17 protein-coding genes, 5 tRNA genes and 2 pseudogenes are annotated in these 19518 nt (G+C 46.0%); 15 read left to right on the top strand and 9 right to left on the bottom strand.

The features are described from left to right. Window positions 1–7 precede the first annotated feature (7 nt). The 3 genes from HOY33_RS02985 (at window position 8) to HOY33_RS02975 (ending at window position 1842) form a co-directional block, all read left to right on the top strand. Entirely contained in the window at window positions 8–403 is a 396-nt protein-coding gene (locus HOY33_RS02985; protein WP_172288383.1) for a RidA family protein, read from the top strand. A gap of 39 nt (window positions 404–442) precedes the next feature. Next, window positions 443–1582, top strand: coding sequence for a DSD1 family PLP-dependent enzyme (locus HOY33_RS02980; protein WP_172288381.1), 1140 nt, complete (start codon window positions 443–445; stop codon window positions 1580–1582). A gap of 146 nt (window positions 1583–1728) precedes the next feature. Further along, window positions 1729–1842 carry an IS3 family transposase gene (locus HOY33_RS02975; RefSeq protein ID WP_172288379.1) on the top strand — a complete coding sequence of 38 codons (114 nt, stop codon included), beginning with the start codon at window positions 1729–1731 and terminating at the stop codon, window positions 1840–1842. Between the two features lie 70 nt (window positions 1843–1912). Here HOY33_RS02975 and HOY33_RS02970 read toward each other — a convergent pair whose 3' ends face one another. After that, on the bottom strand, window positions 1913–2356 hold the full coding sequence (locus HOY33_RS02970) for an Lrp/AsnC family transcriptional regulator (RefSeq protein ID WP_172288377.1): 444 nt from the start codon (window positions 2354–2356) through the stop codon (window positions 1913–1915). Between the two features lie 133 nt (window positions 2357–2489). On the opposite strand from HOY33_RS02970, the gene HOY33_RS02965 reads away from it, so the two are divergent. Next, window positions 2490–3410 carry a DMT family transporter gene (locus HOY33_RS02965; protein WP_172288375.1) on the top strand — a complete coding sequence of 307 codons (921 nt, stop codon included), beginning with the start codon at window positions 2490–2492 and terminating at the stop codon, window positions 3408–3410. Next, window positions 3397–4200, top strand: coding sequence for a hypothetical protein (locus HOY33_RS02960; protein ID WP_172288373.1), 804 nt, complete (start codon window positions 3397–3399; stop codon window positions 4198–4200). Before HOY33_RS02965 ends, HOY33_RS02960 begins: the two co-directional genes overlap by 14 nt. A gap of 436 nt (window positions 4201–4636) precedes the next feature. Here HOY33_RS02960 and HOY33_RS02955 read toward each other — a convergent pair. Further along, window positions 4637–4712: transfer RNA gene (locus tag HOY33_RS02955), tRNA-Asn, on the bottom strand. 380 nt (window positions 4713–5092) lie between these two features. Between HOY33_RS02955 and HOY33_RS02950 the strand changes: the two are divergent. Both HOY33_RS02950 and HOY33_RS02945 read left to right on the top strand, forming a co-directional pair. After that, window positions 5093–5359, top strand: a pseudogene (locus HOY33_RS02950) (LysR family transcriptional regulator); the annotation flags it as partial. Between the two features lie 389 nt (window positions 5360–5748). After that, entirely contained in the window at window positions 5749–6015 is a 267-nt protein-coding gene (locus tag HOY33_RS02945; protein ID WP_172288371.1) for a sigma-S stabilization anti-adapter protein IraP, read from the top strand. A gap of 180 nt (window positions 6016–6195) precedes the next feature. On the opposite strand, the gene cycA is transcribed toward HOY33_RS02945, so the two are convergent. After that, the gene (gene cycA, locus HOY33_RS02940) at window positions 6196–7599 is read right to left on the bottom strand and encodes a D-serine/D-alanine/glycine transporter (RefSeq protein ID WP_172288369.1); all 1404 of its coding nucleotides are present in this window, start codon (window positions 7597–7599) and stop codon (window positions 6196–6198) included. A gap of 333 nt (window positions 7600–7932) precedes the next feature. Here cycA and HOY33_RS02935 point away from each other — a divergent pair. After that, window positions 7933–8008, top strand: a tRNA-Lys gene (locus HOY33_RS02935). A gap of 454 nt (window positions 8009–8462) precedes the next feature. On the opposite strand, the gene HOY33_RS02930 is transcribed toward HOY33_RS02935, so the two are convergent. Continuing rightward, window positions 8463–8687, bottom strand: coding sequence for a DUF2594 family protein (locus HOY33_RS02930; protein WP_172288367.1), 225 nt, complete (start codon window positions 8685–8687; stop codon window positions 8463–8465). Between the two features lie 653 nt (window positions 8688–9340). On the opposite strand from HOY33_RS02930, the gene uvrY reads away from it, so the two are divergent. The 6 genes from uvrY (at window position 9341) to HOY33_RS02900 (ending at window position 12998) form a co-directional block, all read left to right on the top strand. Then, entirely contained in the window at window positions 9341–9997 is a 657-nt protein-coding gene (gene uvrY / locus HOY33_RS02925) for a UvrY/SirA/GacA family response regulator transcription factor (protein WP_172288365.1), read from the top strand. Beyond that, window positions 9990–11822: an excinuclease ABC subunit UvrC gene (gene uvrC, locus HOY33_RS02920; RefSeq protein ID WP_172288363.1), complete on the top strand. Its 1833-nt coding sequence runs from the start codon at window positions 9990–9992 to the stop codon at window positions 11820–11822. Before uvrY ends, uvrC begins: the two co-directional genes overlap by 8 nt. Window positions 11823–11880: 58 nt before the next feature. Next, window positions 11881–12429 (top strand): CDP-diacylglycerol--glycerol-3-phosphate 3-phosphatidyltransferase, encoded by a 549-nt coding sequence (gene pgsA / locus HOY33_RS02915; protein ID WP_172288361.1) that lies wholly within the window; start codon window positions 11881–11883, stop codon window positions 12427–12429. A 284-nt stretch (window positions 12430–12713) separates the two neighbouring features. Further along, window positions 12714–12789, top strand: a tRNA-Gly gene (locus HOY33_RS02910). A gap of 40 nt (window positions 12790–12829) precedes the next feature. After that, window positions 12830–12903, top strand: a tRNA-Cys gene (locus tag HOY33_RS02905). An 8-nt stretch (window positions 12904–12911) separates the two neighbouring features. Beyond that, window positions 12912–12998 (top strand) — tRNA-Leu (locus HOY33_RS02900). Window positions 12999–13153: 155 nt separating this feature from the next. Here the strand turns inward: HOY33_RS02900 and HOY33_RS02895 are convergent. From HOY33_RS02895 to HOY33_RS02875, 5 genes and pseudogenes are all read right to left on the bottom strand, one after another. Continuing rightward, window positions 13154–13927 (bottom strand): annotated as a pseudogene (locus tag HOY33_RS02895) (IS3 family transposase); the annotation flags it as partial. A gap of 102 nt (window positions 13928–14029) precedes the next feature. Next, on the bottom strand, window positions 14030–15730 hold the full coding sequence (gene cptA, locus HOY33_RS02890; protein ID WP_172288359.1) for a phosphoethanolamine transferase CptA: 1701 nt from the start codon (window positions 15728–15730) through the stop codon (window positions 14030–14032). A gap of 70 nt (window positions 15731–15800) precedes the next feature. Further along, window positions 15801–16418, bottom strand: coding sequence for a YrbL family protein (locus tag HOY33_RS02885; RefSeq protein ID WP_172288357.1), 618 nt, complete (start codon window positions 16416–16418; stop codon window positions 15801–15803). A 783-nt stretch (window positions 16419–17201) separates the two neighbouring features. Next, on the bottom strand, window positions 17202–17420 hold the full coding sequence (locus HOY33_RS02880) for a KTSC domain-containing protein (protein ID WP_172288355.1): 219 nt from the start codon (window positions 17418–17420) through the stop codon (window positions 17202–17204). Window positions 17421–17603: 183 nt separating this feature from the next. After that, the gene (locus tag HOY33_RS02875) at window positions 17604–19016 is read right to left on the bottom strand and encodes a diguanylate cyclase (protein ID WP_233356283.1); all 1413 of its coding nucleotides are present in this window, start codon (window positions 19014–19016) and stop codon (window positions 17604–17606) included. A gap of 275 nt (window positions 19017–19291) precedes the next feature. Here HOY33_RS02875 and dsrB point away from each other — a divergent pair, with 275 nt between their 5' ends. After that, the gene (gene dsrB / locus HOY33_RS02870; RefSeq protein ID WP_172288353.1) at window positions 19292–19498 is read left to right on the top strand and encodes a protein DsrB; all 207 of its coding nucleotides are present in this window, start codon (window positions 19292–19294) and stop codon (window positions 19496–19498) included. Window positions 19499–19518 lie beyond the last annotated feature (20 nt).

The raw sequence follows: 19518 nt of genomic DNA, 5'->3' as shown, positions 1-19518 counted from the left end.
AAGCATCATGAACACACAGATTGTGATTAATAACGCTGACAACGCCCCGCCTCCCGGCGGGCACTATTCACACAGCTGTACGGCGGGCGGGTTCGTCTGGATTTCAGGTCAACTGCCCATTAAAACGACCGGAGAAAAACAGGTTGCCGCGCCTTTCGAAGAACAAGTTCGACAGGTACTCAGTAACCTTGACGCTTGTCTGGTCGGTGCGGGCGTTAGCCGCAAAGAGCTGGTTTCGGTGCGGGTTTACGTTACGGATATTAGCCTGTGGCCCGCATTTAATACACTTTATGCCGACTGGATCGGTGATGCTCGCCCCTCACGTGTTGTCGCCGGCGTTTCTGAACTTCATTACGGTGCGGCAGTCGAGGTCGAAGCCGTTGCACTGGCGACCGTGAAATAATGCGCGAATAGCGACGTCGACTTACCGGGAAAACACATCATGTCTGATTTACTGTTGCTACAGAATATTAATACTCCCTTTCTACTGATTGATGAATATAAGTATCAGCGAAATATCGATCGGTTATATGAGCGGATCGAGAAGCTGGGCAGCCAGGTGCGCCCGCACCTGAAAACGCTTCGCTCCCTTGAGGCTTCCCGCTATCTGTTGAAAAATCCGGACTCGCCCGCCACGGTGTCTACGCTCGCGGAAGCCGAAGCCTTTGCCGCGGCCGGGTACACCAATCTGCTTTATGCCGTTGGCATTGCACCGCATAAGCTGGAGCGTGTGACGCGTCTGATGAAGCAGGGCGTCAATATTCATATTCTGCTGGACAGCCCGGAGCAGGCGCGGGCTGTGTCGGCGTTCGCCAGTGATAACGGCGTGATATATTCAGTTTTCATCGAGGTTGACTGCGATGGACACCGTGGCGGTATTCCGCCGGAAAGCGAAGCGCTGACGGAATTGGCCCAGCTCGTTCACGGCAACGGCGCGGTATTGACGGGGTTGCTGGCGCATGCGGGTGAATCCTATAACTGCCGGACGGATGAACAAATTCGTCAGGCCGCGCGCAATGAGTGCGATGCTATCCGGGCTGCCGCCGCGCGTATTCGGGCTAAAGGCATTGCCTGTCCGGTGCTGAGCGTCGGCGCGACCCCCACGGCACATTTTGCCGAAGACCTGTCGGGCATTGCAGAAGTTCGTGCAGGCGTGTTTACCTGTTTTGATCTGGTCATGAAGAATGTGGGTGTCTGCAACATAGACGACATTGCTATCTCTGTCGTAGCGTCGGTCATCGGTCACAACCGCGACAAGAACTGGGTGTTCATTGATGCCGGATGGATGGCCATGTCTCGCGATCGCGGCACCGCCACGCAGCCGACCGATTATGGTTACGGGCTGGTCTGCGATATGGATGGTAAACCGCTGGATGTTTGTCTCACAACGACCAACCAGGAGCACGGCATCATCGCGCTTCCCGTTGAGAGCACGCTGAAGCCGGATGACTTTCCGGTGGGATCACGGTTACGCATTTTGCCAAATCATGCCTGCGCGACAGCGGCCATGCATCAGCAGTATCAGGTGCTCAGTCAGGACAATGGCGGGCAGGGTATCTGGCACCGCATCATGGGATGGTAATGCATGATGAGCGGGTTTGATGCGTGAGCATCATCCCCGCTATGAAGCCTGGCTTTCTGACGCTGTCGTGAATAGCCGCGCCATTAACCTATGAAAATGAAAAACGCCCTGGAATTCATTAGAACTCCAGGGCGTTTATAAATTAGTTGATCCAGGGAGAGCGTTTTACTACTCGGAAAACGATAAAATCGGCAGTATTCGAGTATATCGAGGTTGATTACAACCGACCCCGCCGGAGCGGACTAAGTCCGACAATGTGAAACAAGAAACCTCGCTTAAGGCTGTGTCCACCGTCGCTGAGCAAGATCCTCTTTTAGCTGGATCATTGCTCTACTCTGAAGAACGCAACGGCAGCAATCGGTTAGCCACAGGGCTTGATTTTACAATAGATGTGCTGGTCGTTGCATAGCGGGAAATTTTACTAAGACAAATATCCAGCTCTTCAATATGGCGTAAATGAAGTCGACAAAAGAACGCATCATCTCCTGTTACCTTATCGCACTGTGTAATTTCTTTGATCGCGGCGATGAGTTTTTCCACGCGATTAAGTTCTCCCGGGAGAGGGCGTACCCGCACGATGGCGGTGATAGGGAATCCTAGTGCACTAGGCGAAAGCTGAACCGAGAATTTTTCGATAATACCTTGGTCCTGAAGCCGCCTAAGTCTCTCTGCGCAACTGGGTTGTGACAAGTTGATGTGCTCACTAAGTGACTTTACGGTCATACGACCGTCCCCGTGAAGGGTTTCGAGCAGCTTGCAGTCTATTTTATCCATATTTAATTAAATTAGCCGATAATCAAAAAAAAGTCATTAAAAAAGGCTTTAAGGCCTAAACATATCATTAAATGTATTCAATGTGAAAGGACTATAAAATAAAATTTACCTGTCATTAATTAATGGTGGGCTTATGAAAAATAAAGGCATAGTTGAGATGCTTGCAGCAATGACGATCTGTGGAACGATCGGCATTACGGTAATGACATCCGGACAGACTGAAGTCAGTTTGATTTTTTATCGTTGTCTTTTTGGTATGATTGTTCTTCTTGGAATATGCTTTGCTAGAAAATATCTGAATCATAAGTTGATTACTTCCCGCCTTATTATGGGATCGCTCATTGGCGGCGCTGCACTTCTCGGAAACTGGTATTTTTTGTTTGCGTCCTATGAAAAAACATCAATCGGTGTAGCGACCACGATATATAATACCCAGCCGATAATGATGATCGTACTGGGTAGCATTCTTTTCAAAGAAAAGATTACAGCGAATATTATTATTTGGACATCCGTTTCGCTTGCCGGATTGCTATTTATTTCACAGATGGTTGGTCATGATGGTATTCCAAATGAGACAAGCCATTATTTGATTGGCGTTGCTCAGGCATTGATTGCGGCTGCACTTTATGCAGTGGCGGCTTTGTACGCACGTATCCTGAAAGGGTACCCACCGACACTGATCGCGCTATTCCAGATGACGTTAGGTGCTGTGGCGCTGTGGCCTTTTGCGGATCTGAGCATGCTTATCTCTCCGACATGGGACCGCCAAACATTCGCCACCGTGCTTTTGGGTGTTTTGCACACCGGAGTGATGTACATCCTGCTCTATGGTGCACTTCAAAAAATTGAAGCTTACCGTGCTGCTTCTATTTCATTCATATATCCGGCATTAGCTATTTTTATTGATTCTGTATTTTTGGGCGTCACTCTTTCATTGGATCAATGGGCTGGAATAGGTCTGATTCTTTTGGGGGCGGCAGGAATAAATTTGAAATGGGATGTGTTCAGGTTATTAAAGAAGCCTACAGGAGTAGAAACAAATGGTCAGAGTTAGAGAAGTTCAAGGGAATAACAGCGAAGATGTTGGTAAGGCTGTGTTCGATATAATGGAAGGTAAAGTTGATGCGGTATGGTTGCGAGGTTTTTCTGATATTTCAGTATGCGAAAAGATATCCAGTAATTTTTATTCTACAGGCGATGCGCTGCCTCGTAAGGATAATGTCCCGGGAATAATGATCGGTGAATCGCATTATTTTAAGTCTCCGGAAAATTACTACAAAGTATGCGGCGAGCAAAGGAAGGCAGTCGCGTCTCTGTTCGAGGACATTGATCAAAACCCGGTGCAGGAACTATATTCTATAGCCCAGAATTATCGAGGCAATATGTTCCGTCCGGCTACCTGGTGTGAACATGAAGCATTACCTACCAGGGCTATTTCATGGCAGGAGAAACCGGGGTCACAGTTTCTTCTGCGGCCTCATGACGACGTATCGCAGGTTTTCTGCTCAAGGAATGAAGGCTGGGAAACTCAACACATCACCACTCTGGTAGCCGTCAACTTCTACGCGCGTTGCCAAAGTGGAAGTGGAATGCTCCGCGTCTTTGATTTGAAGCATAGTTCTGAGCTAGCGGAGAAGTTTGGGGTGGAAGGTGTCGGTTATCCTTATCCACAGGACTATCTGAGCAATTTTGATTATATTGATATTCCTGTAGAGACAGGGGATGTTGCAATGCTCAATGGAGCGTATGTCCATAGTGTGACCCCCAGCACCAGTGACAGAATCGTATTGAATAGCTTTCTCGGAGATTTGAAAAACGATAATGAAATCATTTACTGGACATGATCGAGTAAATTTTGGTTGCCTGGCGTTTAAGAAAGCGGTCTAAGGTGCAAAGAATAGTTATAAAGACGGCCCCAAAGCGGGCCGTAACACAAGGACTACTTCAGAACAAGCCGTGTCGGGCCAATGCGACTGCGATCGTGTCGTGAGCATATCGGAAAGGGTATAGGCGTTGCCGATTGCTTTGGCCCGGCGGACAGCGGTATCGGAAAGTGCCACGATCATAGCTCCTGATTAAAGGTCAGAGCTGGATTTTGGGTTCCGGTCACAAAGGATAGCAGCAACAATGCGAACACAATCTTCCCGATTTTCCGATGGACTTAAAAATACCGGATGATATAGGTAGATTTCAGTGGATATTGTTGGAATGTAGAAGGAAGGTTTTCACTCTTCTTTTAATGATTTGTAAACGTCAGTAGACATCAACAGAACTAGTAAATGGCTCCTCTGACTGGACTCGAACCAGTGACATACGGATTAACAGTCCGCCGTTCTACCGACTGAACTACAGAGGAATCGGTTAACTGCGGGGGATAATAGCGGGAGCATTTCACCTTGTCAAAGGCTGTTATGCTTTATAGCAATTGATTGCTGAAGTAATAATCAACATATTGAAATCACTGCGCAAGTTGCATGATGATTTGACGCGGCTCCGGTGCTTTTACATCGGCGCTTGCACCTTGAAATAGCAGTAGTTGCATTAGCGTGGTGCACATCCAGACAAAGAAAAATCGATATCATTCCCTTTCAACTGGTCTGCCTTAGCCGGTGAACCATTTCTTTTCCTTATTTTACCCGTAACTTATCAAGCAGGTATCAGGTTTCCAACGTCTTACGTTCACAATATGGCGCGGTTATTGCAACCTTCTTTGGGGTAACTACTCAGGAGGCAGAAATGAATCTTAGACGGCTCAAATATTTTGTGAAAATCGTTGATATCGGTAGCCTGACCCAGGCTGCTGAGTTGTTGCACATTGCGCAACCGGCGCTGAGTCAGCAGGTCGCTACGCTGGAAAGTGAGCTTGAAAAACAGTTGCTGGTACGTAGCAGACGTGGAGTTACTCCCACAGAAGCAGGGAAAATCCTTTATTCGCATGCGCAAACCATTTTATACCAATGCGAACAGGCCAAAAGTGCAGTGAATGGGGTCAGGCAGTCGGTAAACGTATAGATTTTAGTAGCCAGCCATTTCGTGATGGCTGGCTATATCCGCTGTCTCTCAATGTGGCAAACGGTTGATTCTCCTGAAAACGCTTGCTTTCTCCACAACATTCGTCTCGTCAGTTGCTCGCTTCCCGCTTCCTGAAATCTTCTGCATATATAAAATAAAATGCTTTTTTAAATATGACTTCGCTTACCTACTTTATCTGCGATTTCATTTTATCGCCTCCCCGTTGAATGTGTTGATATCAAAGTTGTGATATATACTGGTAGTAAGGTTGGTTTAGGTGTTACATTAATCCTCACAATGTTTTTAAATCCCATACACTAACGTACTGTTGGTGCCTGTCGGGATATACAACAGTTAATATTTTTGAGTAAGGGGTTCATATGAATAGTCTTCTCTATCAACTCTTGATAAGACTGGCAGAAAAAGAGGTCGGGGAAAAAGAACTTCATGCCAAAATCGAATCGTTAGAAATGTTGGTGGTTGCCATTGTTTCAATGCTAGATGACGAGAAAATTAATGAGTTAACCAAGAAGGTACAAGGCGTATTAGCAGAGGCTACGCAGAGCAAGGGCGAGGATTTTTGTTTAGCAGCCGAATTATTAACTAGAAATATTAATCGCATCACGAGCATCTCTATACGTGATTAATTTTCCATATTGTTATGAAAACTAGGCTAATTAATGATTTCGTTTAATGTTCGTTTATAAAGCTTGCTGTAATTCGGTTTATGAAATTAATGTTTTTGTCTTTATCTTCAAATGTCAAAGAAATAAAGACGCTGATTTTTAACCAGCGTCTTTAGTGAGTCCAAACTATTCTTATTTATCTCAAGCCAGCTGTTTTTTCTTCCGAATAACCCGATAGGCTATCGCCAGGATAATAAACCACAATGGCGTTACCGTCAGTGCTTGCAGGGTATCGGGCTGTAGAGTTAACAGAACGATCACAAAGGCAAAAAACGCCAGACAAACCCAGCACATAGCAATACCCCAAGGCATTTTATATTGCGAGCCGGCATGCGATTGAGGCCTTTTTCTACGGTACACCAGGTAAGAGCAGAGAATAATGCTCCAGATGAACATGAACAAAATGGCCGAAACCGTCGTTACCAGAGTAAATACCGTCATCACATTCGGGATGAGATAAATCAACACGACACCAAACAACAGGCAGATACAGGAAAACAGTAATCCTGTGGAAGGAACTGCGCGTTTAGACAACATACTGAAATGTTTCGGCGCATCTCCCTGTTTGGCTAACCCAAACAACATCCGGCTGGTGGAGAAAACGCCGCTGTTGGCTGACGATGCCGCGGAAGTCAGCACTACAAAATTAATCACGCTGGCCGCGGCGGGCAGCCCGACCAGTACAAACATTTCAACAAAGGGACTGCGGTCGGCTGCAATATCGCGCCACGGCGTAACTGACATGATCATGGCCAACGCAAAAACGTAGAACATGATGATGCGGATCGGTATCGCGTTGATAGCCCGGGGAAGCACGACTCTTGGATTCTTCGTTTCTGCAGCTGTTGTGCCAACCAGTTCAATGCCGACGAAAGCGAATACGGCTATTTGGAATCCGGCAAAAAATCCTCCAATGCCTTTAGGGAACATACCGCCATCGTTCCATAAGTTATTAAACGATGCGACAGAACCTGATGGCGAAGGGAAGGCCATCATGACGAGCGCCACGCCGATAACAATCAAGGCGACAATGGCCACAATTTTGATCATCGCAAACCAGAATTCCATTTCGCCGAACAGCTTTACTGACGCCAGATTAAGCGTGAGCAATAATAGAACGCAGAGTAATGATGATATCCATTGTGATAGGTCGGGAAACCAGAACTGCGCGTAAGCGCTGATCGCCACTACGTCGGCAATACCGGTAACGACCCAACAAAACCAGTATGTCCAACCGGTAAAAAATCCTGCCCAGGGGCCGAGCAGGTCGGCGGCAAAATCACTGAAGGACTTATAGTTTAGGTTGGAGAGCAGTAACTCGCCCATTGCTCGCATAACGAAATACAGCATGAAACCGATGATCATATAAACGAAGATGATCGACGGCCCCGCCAGGCTGATGGTCTTTCCCGACCCCATGAACAACCCGGTACCAATGGCGCCCCCAATAGCGATGAGCTGAATATGGCGATTGGTCAGGTTTCGCCGTAGCCCTTCGCCTCCAGAATCGGCAAGGTCCGTCACCTCTTTTGATTGATCTACCATTTAATACAATTTCCTTTTTATATGTGATGTTGTTTTGAGATCTTGAACGGCTCTCTCATAACAAAAATGGGTATGGATAAGATAGCCTATCTGTCGCACTGATTATAGGGAGTGGCTGGTATAAATATGGCGAATAATTGCACGAAATGATTCTGTGTGTTTTTTGCCCCGAATAAATGGCATATTGTAATATGAAAGGACTAAATTGCGCGGCGCACAGGTTAGCAAAATTACGTATGGCTCACAATGTAATTTTGGCGTGTGGAAAAGTAAGAAAAAATCAATGTGAACTATTTGACAGTTGCCGCCAAGAAGAGAATAATCCATGCCGTTGGGTCGTTAGCTCAGTCGGTAGAGCAGTTGACTCTTAATCAATTGGTCCGGGGTTCGAACCCCCGACGACCCACCAACATTTCAATGAGTTACATCATTTCTTAATCTATCCTATCGTTGCTTGTCCTGTAACACCTCTTCGATGTCGTTATTCTGCTTTCTGTATTGAGTTTCTTAATGCGCACATTAAATAAATGCCATCCGGATAAAATAATTATCAAACAATAAGATGCCTTTGCTAATTAAGTGTCAGGAGTGAATAACCTTTATTTCTCCTTATTTTAATAAAAGTTTATCTGTTTTTTAATTACTGTTATTTTTAGTAACCATAAAGTAACAGTAACATTTAGCACTAATTGCAAAGTATCAGCGAGCGAAAACACAGAATGGACATAGGAACGGTATACAAAGAAGCGCTTTCTGCGGGCATGAAGCGTCATATCGAACATGAGTCCTCATACGAAGAGCTTCACCTCCAAAGAAAGGCACCGCCAGCGACATCAAGAGACTTGTGGCTGACGGGAAACAGATTACTGCCGATATGCGTGTTTGATTTGTTTGACGGTGGTGCTAAAGGCTTCAGCCTGCTCAGGGTCTTCCAGTTGAGCGATATATTTTTCCATATTGATGATGACTTTGCCTGCATCAGCCTGGCCGATGGCTTTTAATAACAGCGTGATGGTTGCTTTTAAACAAGTTACTTCGTGTGCCAGCGTTTCTACGGTCGCGGCGGTGGAAAAATCTACGTTGCTCATGTTTTCTCCTTAACAAGAAACAGCATAAAATGTGTTTTAGTCAGCCTACAGGGGGCGAAAGAGCCGCTGCCAGCATCGTCAGATTGCCGCGAGTATAGCATAATGTGTATTCCTCACGGCTATTATTAATGAGCAATCACTATGTAGTGGCTGTTTTTTACGCATTTAACTTTATTTTAATTGTATTTAATTGCCCAGGTTTATATAGTGGGCAGTGCTTAGAAATGTTTGACTGAATACATAAGGCTTTCAGCCTGGACGCTTTTTCTTACTATATTTTTTATAAAATATACGCATAGTGGATGAAAAGCACTGATATAACATATGGTTACAATAGCTATCTTTGATTGACATAGAAACATAATGTTACTGATTGTCGTTGTGTTTTTACGATGCGCGGATGACTGGTGATATGGGGTCAGCGTTTTGAAAGCCATAATCTGAAATGTTAAGAATGTGATCAATATGCATCCCGGAGTTAATGATATATTGTTATCATTGTGCTCTGGTAGCGAGCGTTTATTACTACATCGCATATTTAAAAATACATAATTCATATAAATTCTGTATTCGTTATCTTTTGAAACCAGCGTAGTATCACCTGCAAGCAACTCGTTATGTAAGTGTTACTCCCTTTTTTGGAGAATTATTCTTTGATTAGCGTTTTTCTTGTTGATGACCATGAACTGGTGCGGGCAGGGATACGGCGCATTCTTGACGATATCAAAGGTCTCAAAGTCGTTGGCGAGGCATCATGTGGTGAGGACGCCGTCAGGTGGTGCCGCAGCAATGATGTTGATGTTGTCTTAATGGACATGAATATGCCGGGGATTGGCGGTCTTGAGGCAACGCGTAAAATACTGCGTTTTTCTCCTGATATAAAGGTTATCATGCTAACTATTTATACGGAGAATCCTTTACCTGCTAAAGTAATGCAGGCGGGTGCCGCCGGATACGTCAGTAAAGCCGCTGCCCCGCAGGAAGTTATCTGTGCCATCCGCGCCGTGCATGCAGGTAAACGGTATATTGCCTCCGATATTGCGCAGCAAATGGCATTGAGTCAGTTAGAGCCGCAGGCAGAGACGCCGCTGGAGTGTTTGTCTGAGCGTGAATTGCAAATTATGATGATGATCACCAAAGGACAAAAGGTGACTGAAATTTCAGATCAGCTCAATCTTAGTCCTAAAACGGTGAACAGCTATCGCTATCGGATGTTCAGTAAACTGAACATTCATGGTGACGTGGAGTTAACGCACCTGGCAATTCGCCACGGCCTCTTTAATGCGGAGACATTGTTAAGTAGTGAGTGAAAGTTTCGATGCCCCGGCATTTCTAAAGACGGTAACCAGCCAGCCAGGGGTCTACCGCATGTATGATGCCGCGAATACGGTAATCTATGTCGGTAAAGCGAAAGATTTAAAAAAACGGCTGTCCAGCTATTTCCGCCGCAACGTCGCCAGCCGTAAAACAGAAGCTCTGGTAAAAAGTATCAGACAGATCGATGTGACGATCACCCATACTGAGACCGAAGCCTTACTGCTGGAACATAACTATATTAAGCTTTATCAGCCACGCTATAACGTCTTACTGCGTGATGATAAATCTTATCCCATGATTTTTCTGAGCGCCGATCGACACCCCCGCCTTGCTGTTCATCGTGGAGCCAAACACGCAAAAGGTGAATATTTCGGGCCATTTCCGAACGGTAACGCCGTACGTGAAACGCTGATTCTGTTGCAAAAGCTTTTTCCGGTTCGGCAATGTGAAAATAGCGTGTATCGCAACCGCTCACGTCCTTGTCTGCAATATCAAATTGGTCGCTGTCTTGGGCCCTGCGTCAGCGGGCTGGTAAGTGAAGAAGACTACCGGTTGCAGGTTGACTATGTACGTTTGTTTTTGTCCGGTAAAGATCAGCAGGTGCTTAATCAGCTTATCTCGCGAATGGAAGCGGCGAGTTCTGCGCTGAATTTTGAAGAAGCCGCCCGTATCCGCGATCAGATTCAGGCTGTTCGACGAGTCACGGAAAAGCAGTTTGTTTCAGGCACTGGAGAAGATTTGGATGTCATCGGCGTGGCTTTTGACGCCGGAATGGCCTGTGTACACGTGTTGTTCATCCGACAGGGAAAAGTATTGGGCAGCCGCAGCTATTTTCCGAAAGTTCCCGGCGGAACCGAACTGGGTGAAGTTGTACAAACATTCGTGGGGCAATTTTACTTGCAGGGAAGTTTGGCTCGAACCTTACCCGCAGAGATTCTGCTCGATTTCACGTTGCCGGATAAAGATCTGCTAACTGAATCTTTGACGGAAGTCGCCGGACGAAAAGTGCAGATTCAGACTAAACCGCGTGGCGATCGCGCTCGTTATCTGAAACTTGCCCGCACGAATGCGGCAACGGCGCTGGTGACGAAGTTATCGCAACAGTCAACCATACACCAGCGCTTGTCTGCGTTGGCAAAGGTTTTGCAACTGCCGGAAATTAATCGCATGGAGTGTTTTGACATCAGTCATACTATGGGAGAGCAGACTGTGGCATCCTGTGTGGTATTCGATGCGAATGGTCCGTTACGTTCGGAATATCGGCGCTATAATATCAGTGGGATTACGCCCGGTGATGATTATGCCGCGATGACTCAGGTTCTTAAACGTCGTTACGGTAAGGCGTTGGACGACAGAAAAATCCCTGATGTAATCGTTATTGATGGCGGTAAAGGGCAGCTTGGTCAGGCAAAAGCCGTATTTGACTCGTTAGAGGTTCCCTGGGATAAGAATAAGCCTCTGTTGCTGGGGGTGGCTAAAGGCAGTGACCGCAAAGCCGGCCTGGAGACGCTGTTTTTTGAGGCAACGGGCGAGGGTATTGCTTTACCGTCAGATTCTCCTGCTTTGCACGTTATTCAGCATATTCGTGATGACTCACACGATCACGCGATTGGCGGGCACCGTAAGAAAAGAGCAAAAGTTAAAAATACCAGTACACTAGAGCTCATTGAAGGTGTCGGCCCTAAACGCCGACAGACCCTGCTGAAATACATGGGCGGGTTGCAGCCTTTGATGAACGCCAGCATTGAGGAAATTGCAAATGTGCCGGGTATTTCACATGCATTGGCAGAAAAAATCTTCCATGCATTGAAACACTAGGGACAATGTAGCAACATACTCGTAATATCCACTCCAGCCAAATAGTTACCTAAGCGCTATGCAATTTAATATACCGACGTTGCTGACTTTGTTTCGTGTTGCTTTAATCCCGTTTTTTGTGCTGGCGTTTTATCTTCCATTCGTCTGGGCACCCCTGGTGTGTGCGTTGATTTTTGTTTTTGCAGCGGTTACAGACTGGTTTGATGGCTTCCTGGCCCGCCGCTGGAAGCAAACTACGCGATTCGGGGCGTTTCTCGATCCCGTCGCAGATAAAGTGATGGTTGCCGTCGCATTGGTTTTGGTGGCGGAGCACTATCATTCCTGGTGGATTACGTTGCCTGCTGCAACGATGATTGCACGTGAAATTATCATTTCCGCATTGCGTGAATGGATGGCGGAGATAGGTAAACGCAGCAGCGTGGCTGTTTCCTGGATTGGGAAAGTAAAAACCACGGCGCAAATGCTGGCATTGGTGGCTTTATTGTGGCGTCCGGAACGTTTTGTAGAAGGCGCCGGGGTGATCGCTTTATACATTGCCGCCGTGTTGACGTTCTGGTCAATGTTTCAATACTTGAATGCCGCACGACATGATTTGCTTCAACCTTGAGTGAAGGAAAGCGCCGGGAGAGTTTTTAAACGTCGCTTGCGATGGCTCGGAAGGCAGCGGGCAGGGATAGCCCGCGGTATAAAAACGCCGGGAGAGTTTTTAAACGTCGCTTGCGACGGCCCGAAGGGCAGCGGGCAGGGATAGCCCGCTGTAAAAACCAGCAAACGAACGCCTTTGGGCGATAATTCTGTTGACTCATCACGTCAGGTCAGTAGAATGCACCGCATCAACAGCAGCGCTGATTTGCTGAAAGTTAGTAAAAAAATCAGCATGTTCGTATGACCGCGGGAATAGCTCAGTTGGTAGAGCACGACCTTGCCAAGGTCGGGGTCGCGAGTTCGAGTCTCGTTTCCCGCTCCAATATTTTCAGCGATTAATGCTGGGAAAGATTTAAAGGTAAGGCGCGTTGGCAGAGTGGCCATGCAGCGGATTGCAAATCCGCCTACCTCGGTTCGACTCCGGGACGCGCCTCCAATATCCAAGCCCGGGTGGTGGAATCGGTAGACACAAGGGATTTAAAATCCCTCGGCGTACGCGCTGTGTGGGTTCAAGTCCCACCCCGGGCACCATCGATAAAAACTCAATTAAAACAAGCACTTTGTGCAATGTCGTTAGCCGCCAAACAGGCGGTTTTTTTGTGCCTGGAAAATGGCAAGTGGCAGCAGATTGGCAGCACCGATTTTAGTGACTGGTTCTGATATAGGTTGACACTTTTCAGCCTTAAAGCCCGATGAACTTCATCGGGTGTTTTGTATTTTAACGACAGATGCGGTCGCCGTGTGTTGTAGATTTCTAACGACTCCCTGGCCATCTTTCTTGCTTACCCAATCTCTTCCGGCTTAACGAGTAGATATTCCATTTTTAATATCCCGTTTACCCGTTCCGCCAGCGCATTCTGATAATAGTCATATCCATCCGTCATCGAGCAGATGACGCCATGACGTTCATGTAGCGTCTGATACTCTGTTGAACAGTATTGGATATCCCTATCCGAATGGTGTACCAGCGGAGATGCCGTGCGTCTGTTAACGAGTGCCATCTTGAGCGCGTTGGCCAAGTAGTGGGTATGTAAGCTTTCATGTACATGATATCCCACTATTTTTCTCGACCAGGCGTCTATTACCAGACTCACATACGCCGTTCCCTTACGCAGTGGAAGGTTCGCGATATCTGCGACCCATACCTGTTCCGGGTGGCTAGCAACAATCTGATTTTCTCCTGACTTCAATAAATTAGGGTGACGATGAAAGCGATGATGGCTATTCGTCGTTTTGTGATAAGCCCGTTTAGGCATCACCAGTAATCGCGAGCAACGCAGTATCTGGAACAGGCGATCGCGGCCAACCTGCAATGCAGGCTCTGCTTGCTGTCGTAACAAGTAATGCAATTTACGCGTACCCAACCGGGGTTGTTGCAACCGGATGGCAGCCACCTGTTCAATGATATTTTGGGCCTGTATTTCTCTCTCACGCTCACGCTGCAAAGACTGATACCACGCGGCTAACCACCGGTAAATAATATACTTTTGGCGATAATAATCGTGTTTTGTTATTAATGAGTAGGCAGAGTGTTATCACTCAGTTTTAGGTACATCCATAACTCAAGGCAACGCATCAAAATCCTTCAATCCGATTTTCTCATATGGATTACCGATCCAGCGTGCTGTCGGCCTGAAGTCCGCGCTGACCAGACTTTTGCCCGGTTCGTAGAAATCATGACTCAGCCCCGCTAAATCTGCCCAGGTATGAATGAGATGGGCGCTGCTGTATTTCCGGTCTGTATATGTAGTGTATTGGCGGGGATGGCTTTTTTGCCATTCGGGCGACAGCCACAAAATAAACGGAACGGTGTACATGGCGCGGGTCGGCGCGCTCTCGTTGCGGCCCAGCACGTTATGCGGCGGGGTTTCATACACATCCTCGCCGTGGTCGGAGAAATAAAGCAGAAAGCCGTTGGGCTGATGGCGGGCAAAGGTTTCGATCAGGCTGCCGACGACAAAATCGTTATACAGTACGGCATTGTCATAGCTGTTGTAAGTCTCCGCCTGTTGATCGCTTAACCCGGCGGGTATGCCTTTGCGGTCATTGAAGCGTTGATAGCTTTCCGGGTAGCGGTACAGGTATTTCATATGTGTGCCCAGCAGATGCACCACGATAAATTTCTTCTGCGCCGGATCGCGCAGCACTTCGTCAAACGGTGTCAGCACGGCGTCGTCATACTGCCGGGAACTCTGCGTGCGCTGGTTATTCAGATAAAATTGCCGGTCCGTCTGCTGTGAGAAGACCGTCAGCATGGTATTGCGTTTGGTGATGGTTTGCTGATTGGTGATCCAGAACGTTTTATACCCGGCCTGTTTCATCATGTTCATTAATGATGGCTGAGTAAGATAACGATCCGGCTGCTGTTGGTCGGCAAAGGTCAGCGCCTGCTGCAATAACTCGATGGTGTAAGGTCGCGGCGCTACCACGTCATTGAATACAACCAGATTGGGATCGGTTTTGCGCAATGCATCGAGGCGGGGCGTCGTGGGACGGGGATAGCCGTACAGGCTCATGCGGGTACGGGTAGTGGATTCGCCAATGACCAGCACCAGCGTGCGGGGAATATCGCCATTGGCATCTTTCAGATTCGGCAGTGGCGGTAAAGCAGCGTTCTGTCGCAGCATGGATTCCATACTGGCGAGTTGATTTCGGTATTCCAGATAGCTGCCGACAAATTGCCACGGCGCGGTGGTGCCCATGCGTCCGGCCAGATAGGCGACGGCTTCTTCACCCGGCAGATTTTGCTTTATTATTTTTTTATAGATTGGGACGCCAAACAGCACCGTGAGAATGACGAACGTGGAAACGAGGCGATAGCGCATAGGCAACCAGATCGGGCGTATGTGAGTCCACAGATAGACGGCGATGGCGGTATACAGCAGAATCACGGCAATCAGCCTGATACTGAGATACTGGCTGGCGTATTCCCCGGCTTCTGTACTATTGGACTCAAATATCACGAACAGTACGCTTTGTGAGAACTCCTGCCCATATATTAGATAATATCCCAGCGCGACACAGGCTGTTGCCCACAGGATAATACCGAGCACTGCGGTAATAAGGCGCGTCTGACGTGGAAAGAAAAATACCGGAATGAACCATAACAGACTATACAGCAACGCATCCCTTAATCCGTTAAATCCGCTGTGTCCGGAAAACAGAATAACCAGTTGCAGCGTGCATGAGAAATACAAGAAAAATACTAAAAGCCATAACATAGCAGACCATGAGTATTTTTTCTGAATAGAAGGGGAATTCATTTTTTATTGTTTTCCAGTTTATTCAACTAAGCCAGTTTTTGTAAAAAAATTCATTTAGAACCTAAATTATTTATGGAGTAATGTGAATTTCATTACTGCTGCATGGAAGCATTATTCCATATTGATGGCTCAGCATTTTTTCAAAATTAAAAAACCTTCTGGATAACTGCTGTCTGGCGAAAAAGTCCGAGTAATACACCAAAGGAAATAAATTCGCACATCCTAGGTTATCGATAATAATCAGGTCGCCATCATTCTGATTCTTTAAACGATATATAATATTGTAAGGTTTCAACGTCATCGTGACAATGGCGTATTTTTTCGCCCATAGAGCCATACGATGATAGGCCAGTTCGATATCCGCCTTATGTTTTTTATAGAGTAAACTGTCGATGATGTAGTGCTCCAACGTTTTTGATACGTCTCCAGTATAGTCTTTGATAAGATCAAAAACATAACCTGTTCCAAGATTGGTTTTAACTATACCATGATAGTGCGATATTACAGGAACTGTAAATACTTTATTCGCTATCCGCTGATAATATTTAATTTCTCTAATGGTTTCGCGATTATATTCGCCATTTAAATGTACTTTTATACATTTGTCCTGCATTAATGGATGGCAATAGCATGCCCGATGGACGCCCTGAGATATCAATAACGCATCGTTTAAGAAAATCATATTCATTAAAATTAACCTGAATGCTTTTTATATACCTGTTTCCCGGTATATAAAAATATTTCTCTATAGTTTCTCGCTGAATCGGTTACGTCTTTCCCAACATGCTGGTTTCCTCCCAGGTGGTAATGAGCGCACAAGTCCCTTCCCGTGATGAGAATAAAAACGTAATCGAAACATGTTGTTATGTTTAATTTCAGAAATATCTTATCCGCGATTATGATCAAAAGATAATCGTTTTCATAGATCGATTAGATCGTATCGATCGGTGAAAACGATCGAAGGCGTAGTGGTTAGGTGTTCATATAACAGATTGAAAAAAAGCGAGTAAATAAAAAGCAAGCTGGGGAAACGTGCTTATCCGCTCGGAAATAGCGCGTCGTCTGCGGTTTAAGTGGCTGCACTCATCTATACGGGCAGTCTTTCTTACCCCATCAGCCAACTGGTTACTAACGCCGCAAAATACAGACCACGCCAAATGTGGTATGAGTCTTGACACTGCGTAACCGTACATACGTTCACCGTTAACACCGCCGTATATAACTGACGAGCAAACCGGCAGCAAAGGCCAGAGCCATTGATGAAACGATCTAACATTTGATGGCAGTGCGTGACGGCCTGCAACATGCAGCGGACTGTCCGTATGCCAATTATCTGGAGCGCCCTTTCTTTTAAAAGATGCTCATCGACGGCGGCGCCGTCGAAAACTGGGCGCTAAAGCAGGGCAGCGCTATGGCTGCTGGTTGACGAAAGGCAGATCCTTAACCCTTATTTCCCTACTGTATCCGACCGTTATTTTATTTTTCGGCACAGATATTTGTCTTTTATTACGCCATCAAAGAAGCGGCCTTTGGATACAACAGATTCGGAAACAAATTTCCCGTAAATGCGTTCAGGAACGCTAATGTATTGATAGATATCTTTGTTATGGAATTCTATTTCAAGAATACGTTTTTCAGGATCGTATCCAATCGAACGAATTCTTGACGATGACACAAATTGCCGCTGCAATGACTTATCCTCCTTGGTGTGGGACGCTGGATAGAACTATAAAGGATTTTACACGTGTCGTGTTGTTAATGATCATGCTTATTTATCGAATGTACGCCAGTGTTTCGTTTGCCTGGCTGGATGCGTTCGCCGGCATCCGAGCGGGTACTGCGCCCGCTTTTATCTGTAATGTGAGTCGCTGTTTTATCCGTGCGCGTATTCAATCCGGTTTCTGCCGCGAGTTTTGGCCTGATAGAGCGCATCATCCGCTGATTTGACTAAACATTGATAGTCAGGATGTCCGTTATAAACGGCGATCCCTGCGCTTATGGTTACCGTTACTATTTCACCACTCTGAAGGCGGATTTCGTGATCCTGAATTTCTTTTCTGAGACGATCGATAAGTATATAGGCCGCTTCTTTTGAGGTTGCGACCAGGACCAACATGAACTCTTCTCCACCATAGCGGAAAACATAATCGCTGTTCCTGGTATTTTCATAAAGAATGTCGGCAATGCTTTTTAATACGGTGTCGCCTATCACGTGACCATAGGTATCGTTGATGAATTTAAAATGGTCAATATCAATCATGGCCACCGTGAGCGGGACGTTTGTATGCATAGCTAGTGAGGTTTCGTGCCGCAGAATTGTCGACAGGAAGCGGCGATTCAGTAAAAATGTCAGCGTGTCTTTTCCACTCTCTAATTTTTGAACTTCATCAAATAAATACCCCATTAATGTATTTATTTTATAAATTTTATTTCTTACTGATTTAAGTAATGGCGAGTAGTCGATTTGTGCCAGCGGCGATGTATGAGTAAAGTTACCAACGTATTTATCAATCTCAACGATCATTTCACTAATGGCATTTACTTCATGAGTATTATTGAAGCAGGATCTCCCTTTATGGTTAAACCATAAACCAAACTCAGAATCCTCTAACGTTTGAATACTCGCCAACGGGGCGCCGGTAGCTACACTAAAAATAAATGCGTTCTCCCAGTTTAATAACGCCGCGTTTTGACGCTCACGCTCTATGTCGGCATTGCCCAAAATTGAGAATAAGCGGTAAGACTCTTCATTTCTTGCCTCTCTATCATGGGATTGGGAGTAGGTCTCGCTCATTATTTCTATCGCGATATCCATAGAAATTGACGCAAAACGCATCACTTCAAAACATAATGTCTTGTCGTCAGTTTCTTGGGATATATATTCGTAGAGTTTCCATTTTAAACACCGCGCACCGCGCGCAACTAACTCGATGGGAATACTAATACGGGCATGAATTTTCCCGATTTCTTTCTGATGCGCAATTAACTCGCTCAGGTGTTCACCCGTATTAGATAGGATAGCGGCTACCCATTTATGCATTGAACCATGAAGTTTGTTATGGACTTGCTGATTTGAAAGAAATAGGGCCGCTTCGTTATCTGCCAGCATGTGTGAATAGAATTCATCTGCCAGGAGCGAGGACTTCTTATCAGCAAGTGTTTGCAGCAGATGAAAGGCTTCAGGCGAGGTTATGGTTATCAACAGTTTCCATTCTGACAGCACAGCGTGGTGGTAACTTGCTGTTTCGTTCTCTATCTGTCTCTTAGCATTCAATGGGTTGTTCAAATTTTGATCTCTATCTGCGATGTGTCGGGAGTTTTAAGATGGGAATTTATTCGCTTATTCTGGATAATGGAAGCTATTAGGGCAATTGTTTGATATATCGTCCGAACCTGTAAAGATAAGCTAACAGTTATCTACATGTTATATCATTATATACCTTTCATCTTTCAAGTTGCAGGCGAGCCGGCTGTCTCCTTCGTATCTTGAAATTTATTGGATATCACGTTCAGCAATGCTGATAATGTTCCTTTGGGTCAGAGAGATTTTTGAGAAATTTTATGAAAGTTAATGACTTAGTCACAGTTAAAACCGATGGAAGGGAGCGGAGAGAAGGGGTTATCCTGGCCGTTGAAGAGTTTCAGGAAGGAACGATGTATTTAGTCTCGCTTGAAGACTATCCTGCCGGCGTTTGGTTCTTTAATGAAGTTGAGAGTAAAGACGGGACGTTTGTGGAACTTAAGCATTCTTCAGGGAGTGATGTGTAGCAGGTATTGACGTGGTCAAT

The organism is Brenneria sp. hezel4-2-4 (assembly GCF_013155275.1).
In the GTDB taxonomy this organism is placed as follows: Bacteria; Pseudomonadota; Gammaproteobacteria; order Enterobacterales; family Enterobacteriaceae; genus Brenneria.
The sequence above is the reverse complement of the archived record's forward strand: the minus strand, read 5'-3'. Positions and strand labels throughout refer to the sequence as shown.

Excerpts from the sequence above, each read along its gene's own strand:
- HOY33_RS02985 (WP_172288383.1), top strand. The coding sequence starts at position 8 with ATGAACACACAGATTGTGATTAATAACGCTGACAACGCCCCGCCTCCC.
- HOY33_RS02980 (WP_172288381.1), top strand. The coding sequence starts at position 443 with ATGTCTGATTTACTGTTGCTACAGAATATTAATACTCCCTTTCTACTG.
- HOY33_RS02970 (WP_172288377.1), bottom strand. The coding sequence starts at position 2,356 with ATGGATAAAATAGACTGCAAGCTGCTCGAAACCCTTCACGGGGACGGT.
- HOY33_RS02965 (WP_172288375.1), top strand. The coding sequence starts at position 2,490 with ATGAAAAATAAAGGCATAGTTGAGATGCTTGCAGCAATGACGATCTGT.
- HOY33_RS02960 (WP_172288373.1), top strand. The coding sequence starts at position 3,397 with ATGGTCAGAGTTAGAGAAGTTCAAGGGAATAACAGCGAAGATGTTGGT.
- HOY33_RS02945 (WP_172288371.1), top strand. The coding sequence starts at position 5,749 with ATGAATAGTCTTCTCTATCAACTCTTGATAAGACTGGCAGAAAAAGAG.
- cycA (WP_172288369.1), bottom strand. The coding sequence starts at position 7,599 with ATGGTAGATCAATCAAAAGAGGTGACGGACCTTGCCGATTCTGGAGGC.
- HOY33_RS02930 (WP_172288367.1), bottom strand. The coding sequence starts at position 8,687 with ATGAGCAACGTAGATTTTTCCACCGCCGCGACCGTAGAAACGCTGGCA.
- pgsA (WP_172288361.1), top strand. The coding sequence starts at position 11,881 with ATGCAATTTAATATACCGACGTTGCTGACTTTGTTTCGTGTTGCTTTA.
- cptA (WP_172288359.1), bottom strand. The coding sequence starts at position 15,730 with ATGAATTCCCCTTCTATTCAGAAAAAATACTCATGGTCTGCTATGTTA.
- HOY33_RS02885 (WP_172288357.1), bottom strand. The coding sequence starts at position 16,418 with ATGAATATGATTTTCTTAAACGATGCGTTATTGATATCTCAGGGCGTC.
- dsrB (WP_172288353.1), top strand. The coding sequence starts at position 19,292 with ATGAAAGTTAATGACTTAGTCACAGTTAAAACCGATGGAAGGGAGCGG.